Genomic DNA, 17,216 nt, shown 5'->3' with positions numbered 1-17,216 from the left:
AAGGCTCATTCACACTTTTTATCACGTTTGTCTATATTACCTTTGTTATCACATGAGTACTACTATTACTGCGATCTCCTGGATCTGCAAGCGTTTCGATGATCTTTCTCCCCGTGAGTTGTATGCTTTATTGCAATTGCGCAGTGAAGTGTTTGTGGTGGAGCAAAATTGTGTGTTTCAGGATGTTGATGATAAAGATCAAGCTTCGTGGCACTTAATGGGCTGGCATGATGGTTTCCTGGCCGCCTACACCCGTCTCGTTCCTGCCGGTATTTCTTTTGAAGAAGTGTCTATTGGTCGTGTTGTGACTTCTCCCAAAATGAGAAAATCGGGTGCAGGACGGATATTGATGGAAAAATCTATTGAAACCAGTTATTCTATTTTTGGGAAGACTCCTATCCGCATCGGCGCTCAGCTATATCTTAAAAGGTTTTATGAATCCTTTGGTTTTCAACAATCCAGCGACATGTATCTTGAAGATGGTATCGAGCATATCGAAATGTTACTACCAGTAGTTTCCTGATACCTGTTATAGTAAAACACCTATCTTATATTTATTTTTTTCCTACCGCACACATAAAATAAATATTTCCGCGTTTCCTTGTAGGTGAATTCAGCGGCTATTATTTTAGTCGCCGGATCCCAGACCATCTGAAAACTAAATCTGATATTCAATGAAACAGTTTCTACACGCTTCTGTGCGGAAGTGTTGTGCACTAACGCTTATTGTCCTTTCCGCCAACGTAACTTCATTTGGCCAGGTAGGTGGTTCTACCGCAACCTGGGAAATAGGTGCAACATTAGGCCCCAGCAACTTCCTGGGTGATCTTGGTGGAACGCAAGGTAAAGGGACAACTTTCCTGAAAGATAACAACTTCGCGATGACCAAACTGGCGTTTGGCCTTTATGCAGCTTACTCTCCCAGACCGTTGCTCAACTTCCGACTGGCGTTGAATTTCGGTACTTTGGAAGGTGATGATGCCATCATTAAAGGTAAAGGTGGTTTGGAAGAAGCTCGTAAGATCCGTAACTCGAATTTCCGTTCTAAACTGACGGAGTTGATGTTGCTGGCTGAAGTATATCCCACTGTTTTTATTGAGAACGAACCTGATGATGTGTGGTTGAAGCTGCGTCCTTACGGTATGATCGGTGTAGGCGCCTTCAAATTTAATCCTCAAGGTCAACATCCTACCACTAAAGAATGGGTAGACCTGAAACCTTTGCGCACTGAAGGTCAAGGTCTCGTTCCTGGCAGAGAAGAATATAAGCTTACTCAATTGAATATTCCGATGGGTGTTGGTGTTAAGTATTTCCTGTCTGAAACATTCCATGTAAGTCTTGAAGTATTGCACCGCAAAACTTTCACGGATTATATCGATGACGTAAGTACTACTTATGTTGACGATGCTGTTTTCTATGCTAACATGCCTGGTCCACAAGCTTCGTTGGCTGCTACAATGGCGAATAAGAGTGGTGCTAACACGCCTACCCGTTTCAATCCGGGAGACAAGCGTGGTACGCCTACTAATAATGACGCCTATTATTCTTTTAATATCAAGGTAGGTTTCCGGTTTGTATCTGATCGTTATGGCAACTCAACGCGTTGTCCTATCATTTTCTAACTGGTCCTGATCTGTTATAAAGTTTTTTTTCTTAATCCGTACCCTTTTCAAAACTAAGCTGCCTTTTTAACGAAAGGTCAATCTATGCTAATATCTATACCTAAGAGAAAACTACAAGGCCATGCCATGTCCTTACTGGCCAGCGGCATCCTTACTTTGTGTGTCTCTTCCTCTTATGCCTCGCGGGTTCATCCCGCTGCGCTTAAAGGGCAGCAGCCTTCTGACACCATCCTGGTACAGAAGCTTGTCAATACGAAAAAATATAAGATCAAGTTGTATCCCAATGCCAATCATCAGGTGTTGTTTTTCAATGTGAATGGTGATGATGGTAAGGTTTATCAGTTGTTCCTGTTCAATGTGGAAGGTAAGCTGGTGAAGCAAGTGAACATTCGTAATAAAGAAACTACTGTACTGAACAATATAGGAAAGGGAAATTACCTCTACGAGGTATTCAGTGAAGATGAACGTCTGGAAAACGGCCAGGTCATCATCCGATGACGCGGTGGCCTTCAATGTTGCTTACTATACTTCAAGTAATAACCAATAAGCAGCAGGGAAATTAGTAAAATCCAGATATCCGGTTGAGTCAAAAAACCGATCCGTTCCCTATTAGTTCCAAGTACCCTGATAAAGAGATTTTATTGATCATTCCCTGCACCTGCTTGTTGGATGCATTTTAACTAATTCTGGTCAACCCCAGTATCCTCCGGTAGCCGGCTATGAATAATGGCCGGCTATCTGTTTTTAGGAAACGGCAATGTCGGCAGTATCGGCAATCGGCAATATAGCAGCGCGAGAAGGTAAGTTGCTAGCTTACAAGAATAGTTTTGCGGCTTCTTCCCAGCTGCCGAGACGCTGGTATTCGGTTTCGGTAAGGTTGTGTGGCGCTGAATAGAGCAGTTTTTTGCCCGGAAAATGTACCAGGTTGCGTGCATGATCATCGATCATGTAATCGCCGTAAACAAGCTTCTTATCGCCGCAGAGGGTTACCTGCCGCCAGCTAAAGAACGGGAAATGTTCCTGCAGCCAATCGTATTTATCTTTCAATGAGTTGGGGAACTCCATGGCTGCAGACACTATGAATATCTCATATTTGTCATTCATTTCGCGCAATACTTCCACGCTGTCTTTCATCACTGTCAAATTACGGAAGAAGCCGGGTGACCTCAGGCGGTCCCAGATCAACGTGTGGTGTTCTTCGGGGAACCCTTTCACCCAGGAGCCTGTCATCTTGTTGTAGTCTACTTTGTTGCCGTATTGTTTTTCATACCATGTGATCATATCTCCCATCGGGTCGGCGATCACTTCGTCCATGTCGATGATTACTCTCTGCATTTATTTCAATTCTTCTTTTAAAAATTTACCGGTGTGGCTTTCTTTTACTTTCAGGAGGTCTTCGGGTGTGCCTTCGAATAGTATTCTGCCGCCTCCATCTCCTCCTTCGGGGCCAATATCAATTACATGATCGGCCACCTTGATCACATCCATGTTGTGTTCGATCACCAATACCGTATTGCCTCTGTCGACCAGTTTGTACAATACATCCAACAGGTGCTGGATATCTTCAAAATGCAACCCGGTGGTTGGCTCATCGAGGATGTAAAAGGTTTTGCCGGTATCTTTCTTGGATAGCTCTGTAGCCAGTTTAACGCGCTGTGCTTCGCCCCCGCTCAGGGTTACGGCGCTTTGACCGAGGGTAATGTATCCTAATCCTACTTCTCCCAGCACTTTTATCTTACGATATATGTAGGGTACATTCTGGAAGAACTCCACCGCATCTTCTACGGTCATATCCAATACATCACTGATGGATTTTCCTTTATAGCGTATTTCCAGTGTTTCGCGGTTGTACCGTTTGCCCTGGCATTTTTCGCAAGGAACATATACATCAGGCAGGAAGTTCATTTCTATGACGCGCATGCCTCCGCCTTCACAGACCTCGCAGCGACCGCTTTTGACGTTGAAGGAAAAGCGTCCTGCGTTGTAGCCTCTGATCTTTGCTTCGGGCACTGATGCGAACAGGGTCCGTATGTCGGTAAAGAAACCACAATAGGTAGCCGGGTTACTACGTGGTGTGCGACCAATAGGGCTTTGGTCTATCTCTATCACTTTATCTACATGTTCCAGCCCTTTCACGCTCTTGTATTCCAAGGGCGTCATTTTGGAGTTGTAGGCGTGTTTGCTCAATATCGGGTACAGGGTTTCATTGATCAGTGTAGATTTTCCGCTGCCACTAACTCCTGTAACTACAATCAGTTTTCCGAGGGGAAATTTCGCGTCTACATTTTTCAGGTTGTTTCCCTTTGCTCCTTTTATTTCGAGGAATTTACCGTTGCCTTTGCGCCGCTCTTTTGGCACTGCAATGGCGCGGTGTCCATTGATATAGGATGACGTGAGTGTATCCAGTTTCAGGAGTGCTGCCGGATCTCCCTGGGCCACTACCCTACCACCATGAAATCCTGCTTTGGGTCCTATATCTACCAGGTGATCGGCGGCCAGCATGATGTCTTTGTCATGTTCTACTACCAACACGCTGTTGCCAATGTTGCGCAGGTTTTTCAATGCATCTATCAGCCGCATGTTGTCGCGCTGGTGCAAGCCGATGCTGGGCTCATCTAATATATAGGTGATGCCCTGCAACTGTGAGCCGATCTGTGTAGCCAGCCTGATGCGTTGTGATTCTCCTCCGCTCAGGGTGCGGGATGCGCGGTTCAAGGTGAGGTATGTCAAACCCACATCCAACAGGAATTGCAAACGCTCGCGTATTTCTTTGAGTACGTCTTTGGCTATTGCGTTTTGTTTATTGCTCAGGCGGCTTTCTATTCCTGTAAACCATTTCATTAGTTTATCGAGGTTCAACTCACTGAGCTCAGAAATATTTTTCTCGTCTACTTTAAACCAAAGGCTTTCTTTCTTCAGGCGTGCTCCATTGCACGAGGAGCATACTCTCAGTTCCATGAACTGTTCTACCCAATCGCGCAGGGCGTCTGTGTTGCCGCCGGCAAACCAACGTTTCAACTGTGGTATTACGCCTTCGTATTCTGTTTGGTATAAGGGGCCGCCGGTAGCCGTTTCGTCAAAATCAAATTGTTCTTCTTCCTCGGGTGGAGTCTCGTTGCCATATAGCACCAGGTTCAATGCTTTTTTGGGTAGGTCTTTCACCGGTACATCGAGGCTAAACTTGTTTTTCTTGCCTAATTGCTGTACTTGTTTAAACACATGTGCATCTCGCTCTGCGCCAAGGGGCACGATGGCTCCTTCATTGATCGTGAGGTTCTTATCGGGGATGATGGCCTCCATGCTGATCTGGTAGACATTGCCCAATCCTTTACACACCGGACAGGCGCCATAGGGACTGTTGAATGAAAAGCTATTGGGTGATGGTTCTTCATAGCTGATGCCGCTGTCTTCGCACATCAGCAATTTGGAGTACTGTATGACAGCATTGTCTTTCAATCCTTCGACGTGCAGGAACATTAAATCTTTACCTACCTGTAATGCTTTTTGCACGCTCTGACTTAGACGAACGCGCATATCATCCGTAACGGGAAGACGATCGATCACTACTTCGATATCGTGTATCTTATACCGGTCTACCTGCATCTTGGGTACGAGGTCTTTTATCTCGCCATCAATGCGGGCTTTCAGGTATCCTTTTTTGCGAATGTCTTCAAAGAGTTCGCGGTAATGTCCTTTGCGTCCACGAATCAACGGCGCCAGTACTGTTATTTTTTTACCCTTGAACTTCTTGAATACATTGTCAACGATCTCTTCTTCACTGAACTTGACCATTTTCTTGCCCGTGTTGTAGCTATAGGCCTCTCCTACGCGAGCATATAATAGCCGCATGAAGTCGTACACTTCTGTGATGGTGCCTACTGTTGAACGGGGGTTTTTATTGGTCGTCTTTTGTTCAATGGAGATAACCGGTGAAAGGCCTGTAATCTTATCTACTTCCGGGCGTTCCATATCGCCAATGAACTGGCGGGCATAGGCGCCGAAGCTTTCCATATACCTGCGTTGTCCCTCGGCATAGATGGTATCGAATGCCAGTGATGATTTACCACTGCCACTAATACCCGTAATTACAACCAGTTTATTTTTTGGTATACTAATGTCAATGTTCTTGAGATTATGTACCCGCGCTCCAAACACTTCAATTGCATCGTGGGATGCTTTGCTGCCGGTTTGTCCGTTTTCTGCCGGCGCTGCCTTTTTAACTTTCGCCATATTATTTTTTGGGAAGGGTCAAAGATAAGAACAAATGCCAGACTGAATGGTTGACGGGGTGTATGAGGATTTTCTTTCTCATTTTCAGGCAGATATGGCAGTTTTTTGTATTGTGGTATAAGTTTTGAAAGGGGTGTTGCCGGATTATCTAAATAAAATTAATGTCATGAAACCACTTCAAAACACCCTCACAGCAATCTTAGCAACTGCCATATTATTAGGCGGTTGTAAAAGCATGAACAAGACTCAGAAAGGCGCCGTAATAGGTACAGCAGGCGGTGCAGCAGCCGGTGCAATTATTGGTAAAGCAGCTGGTAATACTGCCCTGGGCGCCATTATTGGTGCTACTGTTGGCGGCGTAGGCGGCGCTTTAATAGGTAAGAAAATGGACAAACAAGCGAAGGAAATCGAGAATAGGGTTCCGGGCGCGAAAGTTGAACGTGTAGGCGAAGGTATCGTAGTAGAGTTCAGTGAGAAGATATTGTTTGGGTTTGATAAATCCGATCTGTCTGCTTCAGCTGAAGGCAACCTGGACAAGTTGGTTACTATCCTGAAAGAATATCCTGATACTGATATTGAAGTGCAGGGGCATACCGACAGCAAGGGCTCTGATTCTTATAACCAGGGATTGTCGGACAGAAGGGCGAGCGCCGTATCTACTTATTTGCGCAACCGCGGTATCAGTGGTGGCCGTATTACCACGAAGGGTTATGGGGAAAGTGCTCCTGTAGCTTCTAATGATTCTGAAGACGGCCGTGCGCAAAACCGTCGTGTGAACTTCCTGATCACTGCGAATGACAAGATGAAGCGCGACGCTAATAAGGAAGCTCAGAGCGGTAAGTAATATAATCAATTAATCACTGTACCCCATACGCTAAACCACGTAGAAAAGTCTCTTTTAATCAAAATCAATAGCAAATGAAAACGAAAGTAATTGCTCTTATCTCTGCGTGTGTTTTAGGTTCTTTTATTTCTCAGGCTCAAAGTTCTTCTGCTGGTTCAGGAGGTACTACGTTTGGCATTCGTGCCGGTGTGAACTTTCAAAATCTGAATGGCAAGTACGCTGGCTTTGATATGGAAAACAAGTTAAAGCCAGGTTTCAATGTTGGTGTGAACGCTGAAATACCGCTGGCTGATGAGTTTTATATTCAGCCTGGTTTGTTGTTTACCACCAAAGGCGCCAAAGCAGAAGATGACGCAGATAATGGAAAGATCAACATCAATTATCTTGAATTGCCGGTAAACTTTCTGTATAAACCTGTATTGGGCACCGGCAAATTGTTGCTTGGCTTTGGCCCTTATGCTGGTTATGCTATAGGCGGCAAGATCAAATCTGATGATGGCGATATGGATCTTGAGTTTGAAAAAAATGTCAGCACTCCTTTGCAGGCAATATATACGTTCCGCCGTTTCGATTTTGGTGCTAACGTTCTGGCAGGTTATGAGTTCAGCAATAAGTTGTCTTTTCAGCTGAATGCTCAACTGGGCCTTGCTAACATCAGTCCTGAAATTACCGGCACGGATGCTGATGACTACAAAACGAAGAACACTGGTTTCGGTGTATCTCTGGGTTATCGCTTCTAAGTGAATAACAATATAGCCGGAAAGGCGGTAAGGCGGAATATCAGATTCCGTTTTACCGCTTTTTTTGTAAAATCTATGAAGTGGCTGTATTCATTCAAACCCGCTCCTATTCAGTCATTTCCGCCTTCCAGCCTTCCCGGCCCTGTCGCTTTTTTGAAAGAAAATTTGGAAATTTATTTCCGCGTTATATCTTTGCACCAGTTCTTTTTACATCTCTTATCAAGAAAGGCTGAGGGAAATGGCCCGATGAAGCCTTGACAACCTGTCACGCTACCAAGCGCGATAAGGTGCCACGTCCAGCCCATGCAAATGGGACAGATAAGTCAGATCAATAGCTTCTACAATACTGTAACAACATATTCGAAAAGCTCTTCTGACTCATCGGAAGAGCTTTTTTGTTGCCCTCCCCTGAAGGATAAGCTGCAGAAATATCTTCCGAAGAACATCTCTTGATAAGTGCTGTCGCAGAACACTGTCTAATCACAACATTTAACATCGTTCACGATCCCCTGTAGTGGATCAGAACAAAAAACTGTTTAATCATGCAAGCGACAACACAACTCATTCACAGCATTCCTGTAGATCCTTTAACCGGCGCTGTATCTGTGCCTATTTATCAAACGTCTACTTTTGTACAGGATGCGCCTGGTGTAAACAAGGGTTATGATTATGCCCGCAGTGGCAACCCTACGCGTGCCACGCTCGAAAGTCTGTTGGCTAAACTGGAAGGTGGCGAAGTGGGTCTTGCTTTCAGCAGTGGCCTGGCTGCTATCGATGCTATTGCGAAACTCCTGAAGGCCGGTGATGAAATCGTGGCGGTGGATGATATCTATGGTGGTGCTTATCGCTTGTTTACGCAAGTGTATGAGCAATTTGGCATCACTATCAATTTCGTAGATACTTCGGATCCTGAGAAAGTTTTCAACGCCATCACGCCTAAAACGAAGTTGATCTGGCTGGAAACGCCTACCAATCCTACGTTGAAGATCTCCGATATAGAGGCTATTGCCAAAATAGCCAAGGCGAACAACTGTTTACTTTGCGTGGATAATACTTTTGCTTCACCCGCGTTACAAAAGCCTCTTTCGCTGGGAGCTGATATTGTAGTGCATTCTGCTACGAAGTACCTGGGTGGCCACAGTGACCTGATCGCTGGTGCGGTGATAACTAAAGACAAGGCACTGGGTGACAGGATCAAGTTTATCCAGAATGCCTGTGGCGCTATCCTCGCTCCTTTCGATAGCTGGCTGGTGATCCGTGGTATCGAGACGCTGCACCTGCGTGTGCGCCAACATTGCGCTACTGCGCAAGAAGTAGCTGAATTCTTAGAAAAACATCCTGCGGTAGATAAAGTGTTTTACCCCGGTTTGAAATCTCACCCTAACCACGAGATCGCAAAAAAGCAATCGAAAGGTTTTGGCGGTATCGTATCGTTCAGCCTGAAACTGGATACGTTGGAAGCAGCTACTGCTTTTGCAACTTCCACTGAACTATTCAAACTGGCTGAAAGTCTGGGTGGTATCAAGAGCCTGGTAAGTCACCCTGCGACTATGACGCATAAATCCATCCCAGCCGAAAAGCGCAGAAGCGCCGGTGTGTCTGACAGTCTTATCCGGTTGAGTATTGGCCTTGAAGAGGCGGAGGACCTGATCCAGGATTTACAGGTAGCGTTGGATGGCATCAATGAATTTGCAGCAAGGGCTTTGCAACAAGAAGTGGCGTAGCTAAACATTAGGTGATGGTAATTTGTTAGAGGAACATATAATAAAATTATACGGCGATTGCCGGTGCAATAAGAAACAACAACAATTAACAGTTCAGGAACAAAAAAATCGCATTAAGTACATGGAAGCTCACAAACAGTTAACGATCGGTCTATTCGGTTTTGGTGTAGTAGGTGAAGGTTTATATAAGGTGCTGCAACAAACTCCTTCGCTGAAAGCCTCTATCAAGAAGGTTTGTATCAAGAACCCCGGCAAGAAGAGGGAAGCGCCGGCGGATTTATTTACTACTGATAAGGATGTTTTGCTCAATGACCCCGAGATCAATGTAATCGTTGAGGTGATCAATGAATCGGAACCGGCATTTGAGATCGTGTCGACAGCGCTGAAAGGCGGCAAGGATGTGGTAAGTGCCAGCAAAAAGATGATCGCAGAGCACTTGCCTGAGTTACTGGGTCTGCAACAAAAGACTGGCCGCTCTTTCCTGTATGAAGCGGCTGCCTGTGCTTCGATCCCCGTGATCCGCAACCTGGAAGAATATTATGATAATGATCTGCTGCATTCTATCAAGGCTATTGTGAATGGTTCTACCAACTTCATCCTCACTAAAATGTTCGAGGATAAACTGGGTTACCAGGAGGCTGTTCTCCTCGCTCAACAACTGGGCTTTGCAGAAACTGACCCTTCGCTCGATGTGGAAGGTTACGACGCCGTAAACAAATGGGCTTTCCTGCTCACGCACGCTTACGGCATTGTTGAACCTATCGACAGCATCGTTTTCAACGGTATCCAGAATATCCAGGGCAGCGACGCTACTGTAGCTGCTGAAAAGCATTTCGACATTAAGCTTGTAGCGCAAGCCAAGAAATTACAGAATGGTAAGGTGGCTGCTTTCGTACTGCCTCAGTTCATCAAGCAGGATGATCACCTGGCTTTTGTAAAGAATGAATATAATGGCGTGGTGATCGAGAGTGGCTTTGCTGACAAGCAATTCTTCTATGGCAAGGGTGCGGGTAGTTTCCCCACTGCTTCTGCTGTGTTGAGTGACCTTTCGGCACTGCGTTATCAATATAAATACGAATATAAAAAGCTTTATCACCATACACCGCAGGAGCTCAACACCGATTTTTATATCCGTGTGTATGTGAGTTTCGATGACTGGAAGTTTATTCCTAAGGACAAATTCGAGTGGATCGAAGAATGGCATGCTGAAACTGACCGTAAGTACCTGGTTGGCGTGTTGCCATTTAAGGAGTTGCGTGATAACAGCTGGTGGAAGGAGAATAATACTTCTCTGATCCTTTCTCCTGAAGCTATTATCGAAGATGTGGAGATCCGTAAACTGAAGAAGAAGAGCCTGGAATTGGCTGGAATAATATAATTGTTCATAGCCTACGGCTTTCGAAATCCTTTTGAGGGGTTTCGGGCCAGAGGCCCGACAATACACTCACTCGCCAGAGGCGAGCGAGTGATTAAAATGAGTTTTTTGTTCGTCTGTTTTTTGTTGTTGTATTAGCATGAAAAATGAAAGCCCTCCCTTTTTTTCGGGAGGGCTTCTTTATTTTACAGCGATTGCTGGTTATGCGTTGGTATTGTTGTCTTCAGGCTTTTCTATGTTTGCCACCGGTATTGGTTCGGGTTGTGGCTCTGGTTCAGCTTCTGTCGCTTTTTTACGCTTAAAGAATTTAGAGATAAATCCTCCGACGGCTACAAGGCCTATCAAAATAAACTTCCAGCTGGCAACCAGGAATTTACCAATTATAGCCCACAAGCCTACTTTAGCCAGCACTTTTCCTGCTACGAGGCCACCGATGGTCCATGCCGCTACCTGGTCAACCTTAGGGTCGAAGTCTTTGTAGGTATTGCCTTCTGTGAAGGAGGCCATGTGCATTACTTTATCGATGTCTTTCTTGACTAATGATAGTTCTGTCATGGTACCTACGGCATTCATCGAGAGGATGCCTTTACGTCCCAGGATGCGGATATCATAGTTCAAGGTATTCACTTCTCCAGCGGCATCGCCAAACTGGAGTTCTTTGGCCCAGTGGAGTACTTTGTTCTGCTTATCGTAGAAGGGTTTTTGAGCCCATCCCACCATGTGTATGGAAGGGTATCCTTCTTTTGCTCTTTCTTTGTTCTCCGCTGGCTCTGCGGCCTTTATGTCTTTGAGCATATCATCGTAGTTGATATCGTCGGCATCTTCATCTTTTACAAAGCCTGCTGCATCGTAGCTGATGATGAATGCATAACTGCTGTCGCTGAAGGGTGTTCCATTCTCCGGGAAGATCATTCCTTCGATGTCTGTCCTTGGTGGATTGCCCCAGAGATCGCTGATCACAAACTTACTTTGTTCAGCATTGAGGTATTTGAAGCCTGCAGGGATGTTCAGTTTGGCAATTCCATTGGGTAATGTAACTGTACCGGTTTCGAACTTCAATATTTTGTTTACAGAGTCGGCAAACTGCAGATACTTCTCGCGCATCAATTTCAAGGAATCATCATCGCCGGCATAGAGTGCGCCACCTATAAGCACGGCAAAAAGGAAAGAAAGAATCTTTTTCATGTTTAGGGGAGTTGTTATCGTACAAATAACAACTTTCCCCTGGAATTATGAAATTTTAATATGCTTTTTTAAATTAATTTTCGGTTATATGGCGGGTTGACTGTTAGACCTGTGTATTTCCCTCAGAATGAACGCTCCAGGTAAGCTTTCAGGGCCTCGTATTCAGGCTCTATCAACTCGCTTTTCTTATTCAGGACCATCATACTTTGTACCACCTGCGGTAATGGTATAGCCTTGCCTATCACCGGCTCCACCACATCGTAAAACTTAACGGGGTGGGCTGTTTCGAGGAACATGCCTTTTTCTCCGGGGTGTTGGGCCAGGTAGCGCTGTAGCGCGAGGTAACCCACCGCTCCATGTGGATCGGGCAGGTAGTTGTATTTTTCAAATACTGCTTTGATCGTGGCTTTTGTTTCTTCGTCGGTGATGCTGTAGCTGCTTAATACATTCTTCAAAGCGCCGAACTCCTGGTGGAACAATTCCAGTACCCGTACAAAGTTGCTCGGGTTGCCTACATCCATAGCGTTGGACAGGGTGGGTACTGCTTTCTTAGGTTCGTATTTTCCTTCTTCGAGGTAATGTGTTACTACATCGTTGGCATTGCAGGCTGCAATGAAATGTTTTACCGGCAATCCTGACCGGTGTGCCAACAGGCCCGCACAGATGTTGCCAAAGTTGCCGCTGGGCACACAGATCACAGGAGGGTTGTTCTTATCGGCCCATTGTTTATAAGCTAAAGCATAATAGAATTGCTGGGGCAGCCAACGGGCCACGTTGATCGAGTTGGCAGAGGTGAGGAATAGTTTGCTGGTGAGCGAAGTATCTACAAAGGCTTGTTTTACCAGTTGCTGGCAATCATCAAAGCTGCCTTTTACTTCCAGTGCATGTATGTTCTTGCCGAGTGTGGTCAGCTGTTTTTCCTGCACGCTGCTTACCTTGCCCGAAGGGTATAAAATGACTACTTCTACGCCGGGCACATCGTAGAACCCATGTGCCACTGCTCCACCTGTGTCTCCGGAGGTAGCTACCAACACCACTACTTTTTCTTTGCGTTCGCGGGCAAAGTATCCCAGGCAGCGGCTCATAAAGCGTGCTCCTACATCTTTGAAGGCCAATGTGGGGCCATGAAATAACTCGAGTGAGTAGATATCTTCCTGCACTTTTACCAATGGTATCGGGAAGTTAATCGTCTCTCCTACTATACGTTGCAACTCGCTGTCGGGCATGGTGCCAGCCACGTATGGCTTAATGAGCTGGTAGGCGATCTCTTCGTTGGAATATTCGGTAATGTTGTCAATGAGTGATTGATCCAATGCCGGAATGGTTTCCGGGAAATAGAGTCCTTTATCGGGCGCCTGCCCCCTGATGGTTGCTTCTTTGAAGTCTACATCGGGGGATTGTTTGTTTAGGCTGTAATATTTCATCTTTGATCTTTAATTTTTGTGTTGCCCCTACAGGGCAAAAACCTTTTGTTGGTTGATTGCTACAAAGCTGTAGCCCCTACGGGGCATTGCGTTTGAGTCGTTCGCTTGAGTTCGCTTTAGAAGTGACACCTTCTTTTGCGTCGCAAGCGAAAGGTGTCACCTCTAAAGCAAGACGGGGCATTGCTTTGAGTAAAACATTCTCATAGGTTTTCAGTGTCCACCACTTGTACGCCTTCGTAGCTGATGGTGGTTACGTAGGTTTTGAAATCGATGCCGAGTTTTACGTATACTTCGGTCATTACGTATTCTACCTGGCGGGCGGTGCTTTCTTCTTTGCTGAGCATGAAGATGGACGGGCCAGACCCTGATATACCGCCTCCCAATGCGCCGGCTTCTTTGCTGTGCTTTTTTACTTCATCGAAGCCTGGTATCAATATGCTGCGCACCGGCTCGATGATCACATCTTCCAGTGAGCGACCGATGAGCCCGTAATCATTCTTCATAAACCCTGCTACCAATCCGGCGATATTGCCCCATTGTTTGATCGCATTTTTCAGCTGTACTTCTTTTCTTAGTATCTGCCGGGCATCTGCTGTTCTTACCTCTATCTGAGGGTGTACGACAGTGACGTATAATGGTGGCGCTGTCAGCTGTATGATATCTAATGGAAAGATGGACCGTATGAGGGTTATTCCGCCGTAGATGGCTGGTGCGATGTTATCGGCATGTTTTACGCCGCTCGCTACCTTCTCGCCGTTCATGGCAAAGCGTACCAAGTCTTCTTTGGAAAAGGGATTGCCGAGCAGATGATTGGCCGCTACTACTATGCCTGCTGAACTGGCGGCACTGGAGCCCAGGCCACTGCCGGGTTTTATGCGCTTATCGATGGTGATATCAAATCCAACCGGTTCTTTTACTTCTTCCAGCAGGGCCAGCAAGGCAGCTCCTGCCACGTTCTTTTCCGGTTCTACCGGCAGTTGGTATCCATCGGTGTGTTGTATTACTATGCCTGGCTCATCGCGCAGGCTTACTGTCATGAGGTCTTGTGGACGATGGAGGGCCATTCCCAGTACATCGAATCCGCATACGAGGTTGGCTACGGTGGCCGGTGCAAATACTTTTACTTTCTTCATAAATCAATGTGTTGATCGTGTCAGGGTGAGTCACCCTTAGAGGCTTCGACAGGCTCAGCCTGACATTAGTTTGCCTGACATTCGTTTGTTAATGTGCCGCTCTGATGATATCTGCAAATACTCCTGATGCCGTTACTTCGGCACCGGCACCGGCTCCTTTTATCACTAATGGTTGTTCTACATAGCGATTGGTGTAGAACAGTACCACGTTGTCTTTTCCGTACAGATGGTAGAGGTCGTGCTGGGGATCGATGTGTTGTAATCCCACTGCTGCTTTGCCGTTCTCGTAGCTTGCCACAAACTTCAGTTTCTTTCCTGCTTTCACTGCCTGTTCGTAAATCTCTTTAAAGTGGGCTTCCTGTTTTTCCATTTCTGCGTAGAAATCGGTTACGCTGCCTTTCATGCAGGAGGCGGGCATAAAGGTGTTGTTGGTGATGTCGTCCATCTCCAGTCTTTCGCCGCTCTCACGGGCAAGGATCATGATCTTGCGCATTACATCGGTGCCGCTGAGGTCGAGACGAGGGTCGGGCTCTGTATAGCCTTCATCCTGCGCCTGTTTTACTATTGTTGCAAAGCTTTTTTCGCCATTGTAATTGTTGAATACAAAGTTGAGTGTTCCGCTCAATACTGCCTGTATACGGTTCACAGAGTCACCGCTACGCAACAGGTCGTTGAGGGTGCCGATCACCGGCAGGCCTGCACCTACGTTTGTTTCGAACAGGAAATAGGCATTGTATTCGCGGGCCAGGTCTTTCAGTCTTCTGTAATAGGCGTAGGCTGATGAGCAGGCTACTTTGTTGCAAGCCACTACTGAAATGCTTTTTTCCAGCAGGCGCTCATAAATCTGTGCTACCCGGTCATTGGCTGTAACATCCACAAATACGGAGTTGCGCAGGTTAAAGGAACGGGCAACGTTTATGAACTCATCTAATTCCATCGGATGTCCTGCTTCCAGTTCTTCTTTCCATTTGCCGAGGTTGATGCCTTCTTCTTTGAAGATCATCTTGCGGCTGTTAGCTATGCCGATTACCCTTACCTGCAAGCGTAATTGCTCCTGCAGCCAACTTTGTTGCTGTAGTAATTGTGACAGCAATTTGCTACCTACATTACCTGCACCGGCAATAAAGAGGTTGACTTGTTTGTAGGTTGTTTCAAAGAATTCTTCGTGCAATACGTTAATGGCTTTCTTTACATCGCGGGCTGCTATTACGGCCGAGATGTTCTTTTCTGATGAGCCTTGTGCGATGGCGCGTATGTTGACGCCATTGCGTCCGATAGCACCAAACATTTTTCCGCTTACGCCGGGGTGGCTCTTCATGTTATCGCCTACCAGGGCTACGATCGACAATCCTACTTCTACTACCAACGGGTCTACTTTTCCGGTCTCAATTTCGTAAGCGAAGGCTTTGTTAACTACCGCTTCTGCTTCTGCCACGTGGGCTATATCGATGCCTACGCAGATTGAATGTTCGGATGAGCCTTGTGTGATGAGTATCACATTGATCTCTTCGCTGGCTAATGCTTCAAACAGTCTTTTTGAGAAGCCGGGTATGCCTACCATGCCGGGGCCTTCCAAGCTCAAGAGGGCTATGTCGTTGATGCTGGTGATGCCACGGATATTGTTGCCGTTTCTTTTTGACACTTCGCTTTCAATGACGGTGCCGTGTGCATCGGGCTCGAAGGTGTTCTTGATCCATACGGGTATGTTCTTTTTCATGACCGGCTGTATGGTGGGCGGGTATATTACTTTGGCCCCAAAGTGTGATAGTTCCATCGCTTCCTGGTAAGAGATATGGGGAAGGGCTTTTGCGTTGGGCACTACTCTTGGGTCGGCTGTCATCATGCCGCTTACGTCTGTCCATATTTCCAACACTTTAGCGTCCAGTGCGCTGGCGTAGATAGCGGCGGTATAGTCTGACCCTCCACGGCCCAGGGTAGTGGTAAGCCCTGCCGGGTTGGAGGCCACAAACCCTGGCACAACAAATAGTGCTTCTGATGCTGCTGCAAAATAATTGCGTATGTTATTATCAGTTACTGCAAAATCAACGGCGGCAAAGCTGTGGTTGGAGTCGGTAATGATCAATTCTCTTGAATCCTTCCAGGCTGCTTCTGCTCCTACTGCTTTCAGACGGGCAGTTACTATCTGTGAGGAGATCAATTCTCCATAGCTTACAATGCGATCGCGTGTACGATCGGACAGTTCACCGAGGAGGAACACACCGTTGCAGATATCTTCTATTTCATTGCATCGTTGTTTTACCCAGCTCAGGATGCTGCTTTGTTTTGCTATTGGCACCAATGCTTTCACTGCTTCGATATGCCGGTGTTCTATTTCGATCAGGGTATCTTTGTAGGACTCAAAGGCGCCTGAAGCCAGCGCGCCTGCGGCTAATAGCTTATCTGTTACGCCGCCAAAGGCCGATACTACCACAATTGTTTTATCGCGCTGTATTGCTTTTTGTACAATGGCTACTACTTTGTTGATGTTGTCGGCATTGGCTACTGAGGTACCGCCGAACTTTAAGACCTGCATATCGTGTATGATTAGTTGATGAAGATTTGATGTAAAAAGATATACCTTTTCCCGGTATGATCAGCTCTGGAGCCCAAATGGTAATATGGAATTGTACAACCCTTAGCGGGTTGTTGTAATAGTGGACGTTGTTGTAGCTGTGGTAGCTACTGTAGATGTAGAAGAAATGATATGGTATTGCTGCTGTGCCACTATTGATGGATGATCAAATATACACTTTTATCCGATAACAAGTGTTAGTTTCGGAAAAATGTCTATTAATTGGATAGAGTAAAGGAAAGCCAAGGCTTTAGCTTTTAGGTGTTAGCTGTTAGCTAAAGGCTAAATCCTAATAGCTAATGCCTGGCTACTCATGTTTTTGTCTTGTTAATTTTTCATCGTACTTTCATCCCCCAATTTGTGTTGC

13 protein-coding genes and 1 riboswitch are annotated in these 17,216 nt (G+C 46.0%); of the genes, 7 read left to right on the top strand and 6 right to left on the bottom strand.

Annotated elements, in window-relative coordinates; genetic code table 11:
• Positions 1-52 precede the first annotated feature (52 nt).
• The 3 genes from AC5JBY_RS10505 to AC5JBY_RS10495 all read left to right on the top strand — a co-directional run bounded on the left by AC5JBY_RS10505 (position 53) and on the right by AC5JBY_RS10495 (position 2,120).
• The gene (locus AC5JBY_RS10505) at positions 53-523 is read left to right on the top strand and encodes a GNAT family N-acetyltransferase (protein WP_495904535.1); all 471 of its coding nucleotides are present in this window, start codon (positions 53-55) and stop codon (positions 521-523) included.
• Between the two features lie 151 nt (positions 524-674).
• Positions 675-1,622, top strand: coding sequence for a hypothetical protein (locus AC5JBY_RS10500; protein WP_495904534.1), 948 nt, complete (start codon positions 675-677; stop codon positions 1,620-1,622).
• An 84-nt stretch (positions 1,623-1,706) separates the two neighbouring features.
• Positions 1,707-2,120 carry a T9SS type A sorting domain-containing protein gene (locus AC5JBY_RS10495; protein WP_495904533.1) on the top strand — a complete coding sequence of 138 codons (414 nt, stop codon included), beginning with the start codon at positions 1,707-1,709 and terminating at the stop codon, positions 2,118-2,120.
• 315 nt (positions 2,121-2,435) lie between these two features.
• Here the strand turns inward: AC5JBY_RS10495 and AC5JBY_RS10490 are convergent, their stop codons facing one another.
• Together AC5JBY_RS10490 and uvrA are read right to left on the bottom strand one after the other, a co-directional pair.
• Positions 2,436-2,957 carry a 5' nucleotidase, NT5C type gene (locus AC5JBY_RS10490; protein ID WP_495904532.1) on the bottom strand — a complete coding sequence of 174 codons (522 nt, stop codon included), beginning with the start codon at positions 2,955-2,957 and terminating at the stop codon, positions 2,436-2,438.
• Positions 2,958-5,852, bottom strand: coding sequence for an excinuclease ABC subunit UvrA (uvrA, locus tag AC5JBY_RS10485; RefSeq protein WP_495904531.1), 2,895 nt, complete (start codon positions 5,850-5,852; stop codon positions 2,958-2,960).
• A 166-nt stretch (positions 5,853-6,018) separates the two neighbouring features.
• Here uvrA and AC5JBY_RS10480 point away from each other — a divergent pair, with 166 nt between their 5' ends.
• The 4 genes from AC5JBY_RS10480 to AC5JBY_RS10465 all read left to right on the top strand — a co-directional run bounded on the left by AC5JBY_RS10480 (position 6,019) and on the right by AC5JBY_RS10465 (position 10,538).
• Positions 6,019-6,696 (top strand): YiaD family glycine zipper/OmpA-like lipoprotein, encoded by a 678-nt coding sequence (locus AC5JBY_RS10480; RefSeq protein WP_495904530.1) that lies wholly within the window; start codon positions 6,019-6,021, stop codon positions 6,694-6,696.
• A 74-nt stretch (positions 6,697-6,770) separates the two neighbouring features.
• The gene (locus AC5JBY_RS10475) at positions 6,771-7,436 is read left to right on the top strand and encodes a porin family protein (RefSeq protein ID WP_495904529.1); all 666 of its coding nucleotides are present in this window, start codon (positions 6,771-6,773) and stop codon (positions 7,434-7,436) included.
• Positions 7,437-7,649: 213 nt separating this feature from the next.
• Positions 7,650-7,761: riboswitch (SAM riboswitch) on the top strand.
• Positions 7,762-7,978: 217 nt separating this feature from the next.
• Positions 7,979-9,160, top strand: a complete 1,182-nt coding sequence (locus AC5JBY_RS10470) for a cystathionine gamma-synthase (protein WP_495904528.1) — start codon at positions 7,979-7,981, stop codon at positions 9,158-9,160.
• Between the two features lie 121 nt (positions 9,161-9,281).
• Positions 9,282-10,538 (top strand): homoserine dehydrogenase, encoded by a 1,257-nt coding sequence (locus AC5JBY_RS10465; RefSeq protein ID WP_495904527.1) that lies wholly within the window; start codon positions 9,282-9,284, stop codon positions 10,536-10,538.
• Positions 10,539-10,736: 198 nt separating this feature from the next.
• On the opposite strand, the gene AC5JBY_RS10460 is transcribed toward AC5JBY_RS10465, so the two are convergent.
• The 4 genes from AC5JBY_RS10460 to thrA all read right to left on the bottom strand — a co-directional run bounded on the left by AC5JBY_RS10460 (position 10,737) and on the right by thrA (position 16,810).
• Positions 10,737-11,720: a DUF2167 domain-containing protein gene (locus AC5JBY_RS10460; RefSeq protein WP_495904526.1), complete on the bottom strand. Its 984-nt coding sequence runs from the start codon at positions 11,718-11,720 to the stop codon at positions 10,737-10,739.
• Between the two features lie 122 nt (positions 11,721-11,842).
• A complete protein-coding gene (gene thrC / locus AC5JBY_RS10455; protein WP_495904525.1) occupies positions 11,843-13,144 on the bottom strand; it encodes a threonine synthase in 1,302 nt (433 codons plus the stop codon).
• 200 nt (positions 13,145-13,344) lie between these two features.
• On the bottom strand, positions 13,345-14,277 hold the full coding sequence (locus AC5JBY_RS10450) for a homoserine kinase (RefSeq protein ID WP_495904524.1): 933 nt from the start codon (positions 14,275-14,277) through the stop codon (positions 13,345-13,347).
• Positions 14,278-14,365: 88 nt separating this feature from the next.
• A complete protein-coding gene (thrA, locus tag AC5JBY_RS10445; protein ID WP_495904523.1) occupies positions 14,366-16,810 on the bottom strand; it encodes a bifunctional aspartate kinase/homoserine dehydrogenase I in 2,445 nt (814 codons plus the stop codon).
• Between the last annotated feature and the right edge of the window lie 406 nt (positions 16,811-17,216).

This window comes from Paraflavitalea sp., assembly GCF_059502485.1.
Note: the sequence above shows the minus strand (reverse complement) of the source record. Positions and strands in the feature narration are given on the sequence as shown.

Excerpts from the sequence above, each read along its gene's own strand:
- AC5JBY_RS10490 (WP_495904532.1), bottom strand. The coding sequence starts at position 2,957 with ATGCAGAGAGTAATCATCGACATGGACGAAGTGATCGCCGACCCGATG.
- AC5JBY_RS10475 (WP_495904529.1), top strand. The coding sequence starts at position 6,771 with ATGAAAACGAAAGTAATTGCTCTTATCTCTGCGTGTGTTTTAGGTTCT.
- AC5JBY_RS10505 (WP_495904535.1), top strand. The coding sequence starts at position 53 with ATGAGTACTACTATTACTGCGATCTCCTGGATCTGCAAGCGTTTCGAT.
- AC5JBY_RS10470 (WP_495904528.1), top strand. The coding sequence starts at position 7,979 with ATGCAAGCGACAACACAACTCATTCACAGCATTCCTGTAGATCCTTTA.
- AC5JBY_RS10480 (WP_495904530.1), top strand. The coding sequence starts at position 6,019 with ATGAAACCACTTCAAAACACCCTCACAGCAATCTTAGCAACTGCCATA.
- thrA (WP_495904523.1), bottom strand. The coding sequence starts at position 16,810 with ATGCAGGTCTTAAAGTTCGGCGGTACCTCAGTAGCCAATGCCGACAAC.
- AC5JBY_RS10500 (WP_495904534.1), top strand. The coding sequence starts at position 675 with ATGAAACAGTTTCTACACGCTTCTGTGCGGAAGTGTTGTGCACTAACG.
- AC5JBY_RS10460 (WP_495904526.1), bottom strand. The coding sequence starts at position 11,720 with ATGAAAAAGATTCTTTCTTTCCTTTTTGCCGTGCTTATAGGTGGCGCA.
- AC5JBY_RS10495 (WP_495904533.1), top strand. The coding sequence starts at position 1,707 with ATGCTAATATCTATACCTAAGAGAAAACTACAAGGCCATGCCATGTCC.
- AC5JBY_RS10450 (WP_495904524.1), bottom strand. The coding sequence starts at position 14,277 with ATGAAGAAAGTAAAAGTATTTGCACCGGCCACCGTAGCCAACCTCGTA.
- uvrA (WP_495904531.1), bottom strand. The coding sequence starts at position 5,852 with ATGGCGAAAGTTAAAAAGGCAGCGCCGGCAGAAAACGGACAAACCGGC.
- thrC (WP_495904525.1), bottom strand. The coding sequence starts at position 13,144 with ATGAAATATTACAGCCTAAACAAACAATCCCCCGATGTAGACTTCAAA.
- AC5JBY_RS10465 (WP_495904527.1), top strand. The coding sequence starts at position 9,282 with ATGGAAGCTCACAAACAGTTAACGATCGGTCTATTCGGTTTTGGTGTA.